Raw genomic sequence first — 4,897 nt, 5'->3', positions numbered from 1 at the left:
CCACGAAAAAGGGCTGCCCCGGCCTGCGGGCAGCCCTTTTTCCATGCCGCCCCTGCGGGCGGTGAATCCTCTGCTTCAGGCCGTCTCGGCAACGGCCCGGTTCGCCGGCTTGCGCTTGGCCACCGCCTTCGGCTTGGCCGCGCGGGTCCTGGTCGAGCCGGACTTGCCTGCGCGCGACGGCATGTTGCACAAGCCGCATACGTAGTCATGCACCGGGTCGTGCGCATGCGCGACGAAACCGCCGCCGCACGAGCGGCATGCCGCCATCTGCAGCAGATCGGCATCGAAGAAACGGACCAGGGTCCAGGCGCGCGTCAGGCTCAGTGCCGGTTCCAGCGCGCTGGCTTCGAGATGGTCCAGATAAAGGTGGTAGGCCTTGATGATCGCATCGAGGCCGCTCAGCGCGGCGCGCTCGACGTAGAAGCGGTACAGCGCCATGAACAGCGACGAATGCACGTTCGGCTGCCAGGTCATGAACCAGTCGGTCGAGAACGGCAGCATCCCTTTCGGCGGCGAAACACCGCGCACTTCCTTGTAGATGCGCAACAGTTTCTCGCGGCTCAGCCTGGTCTCGACTTCGAGCATCTGCATGCGCGCGCCGAGTTGCACCATTTCCACCGCACGGCGGATGTCGTCCGCCTCGTCGAGCACGCTCTTGTTCTTCATGTCCGTTCCTCAGGCCGCACCTTCGGCCGTCTTGCCTGCGGCGATGATCGCGGCGTGCAGGCCGGCGCTCACCGCATCACGCCCCTCGCCCGCCATCAACCGGGCAAGCCGGGCATCATCGAAGCGGAAGCACGGCACCAGCATCTGGCTTCCCGCCATTCTCACCAGCTTGGCCGCACTCATCGCCGCGATCAGCTCGGCCAGTTCGTCGCCGATGCCGAGCCGGAACATCGCCGTCGCCCGATCGCTGCGCAGCATCTGCTGGGCGAGCATCAGATAAGCGAGGTTCAGTTCACGAATTTCGGCCTGGAAGTCGGGTCGGTCCATAAAATTTCCAATCCCTTTCAGGGACGAACGGCGCCGAAGTTAAAGTAAATTATCGGTTGCAGCAAGTTACAAAGTCACACTGGCGCGCAATCGGATAGCATCGGCGTTGCCCCGAAACAACAGCAGGGGGTCACGGCCGGCAGCTCAGGGAGCCCGGCCGGCCAGCTGCGGCGCCACGACGCAGTTGCGCCCGCGCGCCTTGGCAAGGAAAGCCCCACGGTCGGCGAGCTTGATCAGCGCCTTCATCGCCGGCATCGATTCGTCGCGCACTGCCAGGCCGATGCTGACCGAAAGGCGCAGCTGCGGGCCGCCCGTTTCGATCTCCAGATTGGCCGCCGCCGCCCGCAGGCGCTCCGCGCAGGCGAGCGCCGCATTCAGATCGGCATCCGGGCAGATGACGAGAAACTCGTCTCCGCCCATGCGGCAGAGGACATCCTGCGCGCGCAGTTCGCCGCGCAGCACCTCCGATACCTGGCGCAGGGCCATGTCGCCGACGTCGTGCCCGTGCGCGTCGTTGATCTCCTTGAAACCATCCAGGTCCGCGACCATCACCGTCAGGGGGCGGCGGTGGCGGGCGCATGCGGCCCACTCCATGTACAGGCGATCGATGGCATAGCGCCGGTTCGGCACGCCGGTCAGCACATCGGTCATCGCCACTTCCTGCAGGCGCCGGTTCGAAATCGCCAGCTCGGCAGCGAAATGCCGAAGCTCCTCGCGCTCGTGTTCGAGCCGAAGCTGCAGCAGGATCGTGCGGCGCCCCGCCTGCATCCGCAGCGCCAGCGCGCTCGGGCATACCGGCCTCACGAGAAAATCGTCGGCCCCCGCTTCGGTGGCCTTCCTGAGGGTTTCTTCGTCCAGGTGGTCGAGCAGCACCAGCAGATACAGCGAGCAGCCGAAACGGGTGTCGCGCAGCGCCCGGATCCAGTCGGCCCAGCACCCCGCATGCCCCCAATCGACGACCATCAGCTGCGGCTGTATGTCGATCGCCCGCTCGATGCCCTGGTCGTAATCGTCCTCTTCGGTGATCAGGAAGGTGTCCGGGTCCAGCGTCGAACGCATGCACGCGCGTTCGTCCTCGTTCGCGCCGATCACGAGCACGCGAACCGCTTCGTCGTCCCTGAGCTCGTCGCCTGCATCCGGGCCCTGGCCGGCACCGTCCGGCGGACGCCGGGCAGCTTCGGCGACGGGCGCTTCCTTCGTGGACGACAGCCGGGAAAACGCGGGTGCCTGCCTGGTCTCGAGCAGCAGCAATTTGCCCCATTCTCCCCATTCGCGCCCGACGTTCTCGCACAATGCGATGAAATCGCCGTGCGATATCCCGAGCCGGTTCGCCAGCCGCAGCATCGGCGGCATCAGGTTCGCATGCTCGGACTCGGGCGAGAGGCATAGCCGGGCGATCGCCCGCGAGAGCACCAAGCATTGCAGCACGCCGGCTTCCCGGCTGGCCTCGGCGAAGCCGGCCTGCTCCGGCGTTTCGTAGCACTGCACCGGAGCGACCATGACTTCGGGCAAGCCCCAGTCCAGCAGCATCGCGGCACCGAGTTCGCAATGCGTCATGGCGAAGGCCTTCTCCTCGAGCTCGAGCTGGTGCAAGTCCGGCGTCGCCGCGATTTCGCGCAGCACGCCGCCGAACTCGGCCGGATACAGCGTCGCCAGGGCCAGTTCGCCGACGCGTGCGAGCAGGCCGACACTGAAGGCCTCGTCCGCGGCGAACACGCGCACGCGCAGCGCCAGCGCCTGCATCGACAGCGCCATCACCAGCGAAAAGGACCAGAAATGCTCGTAATCGAAAGCTCCGCAGGCGCCCTTGCGATAGTTGGACAGCAGCGAAAAGCCCAGCGCCATCGTGCGCACGGAGGGCAGGCCGAGCACCATCAGCGCATCCTTCACCGATACCACCGCGCGCTTGCCTGCACCCAGCGAGGAGTTGGCCGCCTTGACCAGGCGCCCGACGAAAGCCGGGTCGCCCCTGATCGCCCGCGCCAACTCGGCCGCCGACACGTTCGGAGACTGGGTGAGCCGAATGATCGCGATCGCCACGCCACGCGGCGACGGAAGATCTCCCGCCGCCTTGAGCTGTTCGAAACGCTTCATGTCAATCGGCTGCCGCATGAAATGATTCTCCTGACATATCTTGTCGTCACTGCGAGGGCGCGGTTCAGGGACGCGAAAGCGCCATTCTTCCCTTTCTGCAAGGTCACCGCCACGGTCACGGAAAAAATCTTGACCGATCTTATAAGCATACGCGGTATTTCCGTTCCGATCAGTGCAGAAAAGCACGCTAGAATCAAACCTGAAAAACGCCTCCCCCCTTGCCCATTCAATGAACTTCTGCTCGAACTGCGGCGCCCCGGTCGAAATCCGCATCCCCGCGGGCAACAGCCATCCACGCCACGTCTGTCCGCAGTGCGGCACGATCCACTACCAGAACCCCAAGCTGGTGGTCGGTGCGCTGGCCGAATGGGAAGACCGGATCCTGCTCTGCCGCCGCGCGATCGAGCCGCGCCATGGCTACTGGACGCTGCCCGCCGGCTTCATGGAAAACGAAGAGACGACCGCCGAGGCGGCCGCGCGCGAAACCGCCGAAGAAGCCTGCGCGCGCATCGCGGTGGGCGAACTGTATACGCTGATCGACGTGCCGCATATCAGCCAGGTCCATCTGATCTACCGCGCCCGCCTGCTCGACCTGGATTTCCGCGCCGGCGAGGAGTCGCTCGACGTGGCCCTGTTCCGCGAAGAAGACATCCCGTGGGAGCAGATCGCCTTTCGCAGCATCGGCCTGACGCTGCGCCACTTCTTCGACGACCGCCGCCGCGGCCACTGGTCCTTCCACAGCGCCAGCCTGGCGCCCCCGCCGGCCGCCTGAGCGCCCGGCCGGGCTCCGAGGCTTGAAGTGCCTTCGCCCCGCGGGCGATAATCCGCCGTTTATTTTCCCCGGCGGATCATGGCCAGCTACATCTTCGTCGTCATCGGCGCCGTCCTGGTGAACAACGTCGTCTTCGTCCGCATCCTGGGCCTGTGCCCCTTCATGGGCGTATCGAAGAAGCTCGACACCGCGATCGGCATGGGCGCGGCGACCACGTTCGTGCTCACGCTCGGCTCGGGTTCGAGCTACCTGATCGACCACTACCTGCTGCAGCCCTTCGACCTCGGCTATCTGCGCACGCTGTCCTTCATCGTCGTCATCGCCGCCATCGTCCAGCTCACCGAACTGGTGATCCAGAAGACCAGCCCGCTGCTGCACCAGGTGCTCGGCATCTACCTGCCGCTGATCACCACCAACTGCGCGGTGCTCGGCGTGCCGCTGCTCAACGTCGGCATGAACCACGACCTGCTCGAATCGCTGCTGTTCGGCTTCGGCTCCTCGGTCGGCTTCACGCTGGCGCTGGTGCTGTTCGCCGGCATCCGCGAACGCCTCGACGGCGCCGACGTGCCGGTGCCGTTCAAGGGCACGGCGATCGCGATGATCACCGCCGGCCTGATGAGCCTGGCCTTCATGGGCTTCGCCGGCCTGGATCGCTTCCAGTGACGAAAAGGCACCGCCGATGCTGACCGCCATCCTCGCCATGACAGCCCTCGCCCTGGTGCTCGGCGCCGCGCTCGGTTACGCCGCGGTGCGCTTCAAGGTCGAAGGCGACCCGCTGGTCGACAAGATCGACGCCATCCTGCCGCAGACGCAGTGCGGCCAGTGCGGCTACCCCGGCTGCAAGCCCTACGCCCAGGCGATCGCCGGCGGCGAGGCCGACATCAACCAGTGCCCGCCGGGCGGCGAGGAAGGCGTCCGCAAGCTGGCCGACCTGCTCGGCCGCGAGTTCAAGCCGCTGTCCGAGGAACACGGCACCGAGAAGCCCAGGGCCGTCGCCGTCATCGACGAGCAGACCTGCATCGGCTGTACGCTGTGCAT

General features: G+C 66.1%; 6 protein-coding genes. 3 read left to right on the top strand and 3 right to left on the bottom strand.

Features of this window, described 5'->3' with window-relative positions:
- Positions 1-75: 75 nt before the first annotated feature.
- The 3 genes from flhC to TBU01S_RS22335 form a co-directional block, all read right to left on the bottom strand.
- Positions 76-666 carry a flagellar transcriptional regulator FlhC gene (gene flhC, locus TBU01S_RS22345; RefSeq protein ID WP_068639693.1) on the bottom strand — a complete coding sequence of 197 codons (591 nt, stop codon included), beginning with the start codon at positions 664-666 and terminating at the stop codon, positions 76-78.
- 9 nt (positions 667-675) lie between these two features.
- Positions 676-993, bottom strand: a complete 318-nt coding sequence (flhD, locus tag TBU01S_RS22340) for a flagellar transcriptional regulator FlhD (RefSeq protein WP_068639692.1) — start codon at positions 991-993, stop codon at positions 676-678.
- A 144-nt stretch (positions 994-1,137) separates the two neighbouring features.
- Positions 1,138-3,105: a GGDEF domain-containing response regulator gene (locus tag TBU01S_RS22335; RefSeq protein WP_068639691.1), complete on the bottom strand. Its 1,968-nt coding sequence runs from the start codon at positions 3,103-3,105 to the stop codon at positions 1,138-1,140.
- A gap of 211 nt (positions 3,106-3,316) precedes the next feature.
- On the opposite strand from TBU01S_RS22335, the gene TBU01S_RS22330 reads away from it, so the two are divergent.
- The 3 genes from TBU01S_RS22330 to TBU01S_RS22320 all read left to right on the top strand — a co-directional run.
- The gene (locus TBU01S_RS22330; RefSeq protein WP_068639690.1) at positions 3,317-3,859 is read left to right on the top strand and encodes an NUDIX hydrolase; all 543 of its coding nucleotides are present in this window, start codon (positions 3,317-3,319) and stop codon (positions 3,857-3,859) included.
- Between the two features lie 78 nt (positions 3,860-3,937).
- Complete coding sequence (gene rsxA, locus TBU01S_RS22325; protein ID WP_068639689.1) at positions 3,938-4,522, top strand: electron transport complex subunit RsxA; 585 nt, start codon at positions 3,938-3,940, stop codon at positions 4,520-4,522.
- Between the two features lie 16 nt (positions 4,523-4,538).
- On the top strand, positions 4,539-4,897 hold a 359-nt coding region (locus TBU01S_RS22320; RefSeq protein WP_068639688.1), incomplete at its 3' end, for an RnfABCDGE type electron transport complex subunit B.

This window comes from Thauera butanivorans NBRC 103042 (assembly GCF_001591165.1).
GTDB lineage: Bacteria > Pseudomonadota > Gammaproteobacteria > Burkholderiales > Rhodocyclaceae > Thauera > Thauera butanivorans.
Note: the sequence above shows the minus strand (reverse complement) of the source record. Positions and strands in the feature narration are given on the sequence as shown.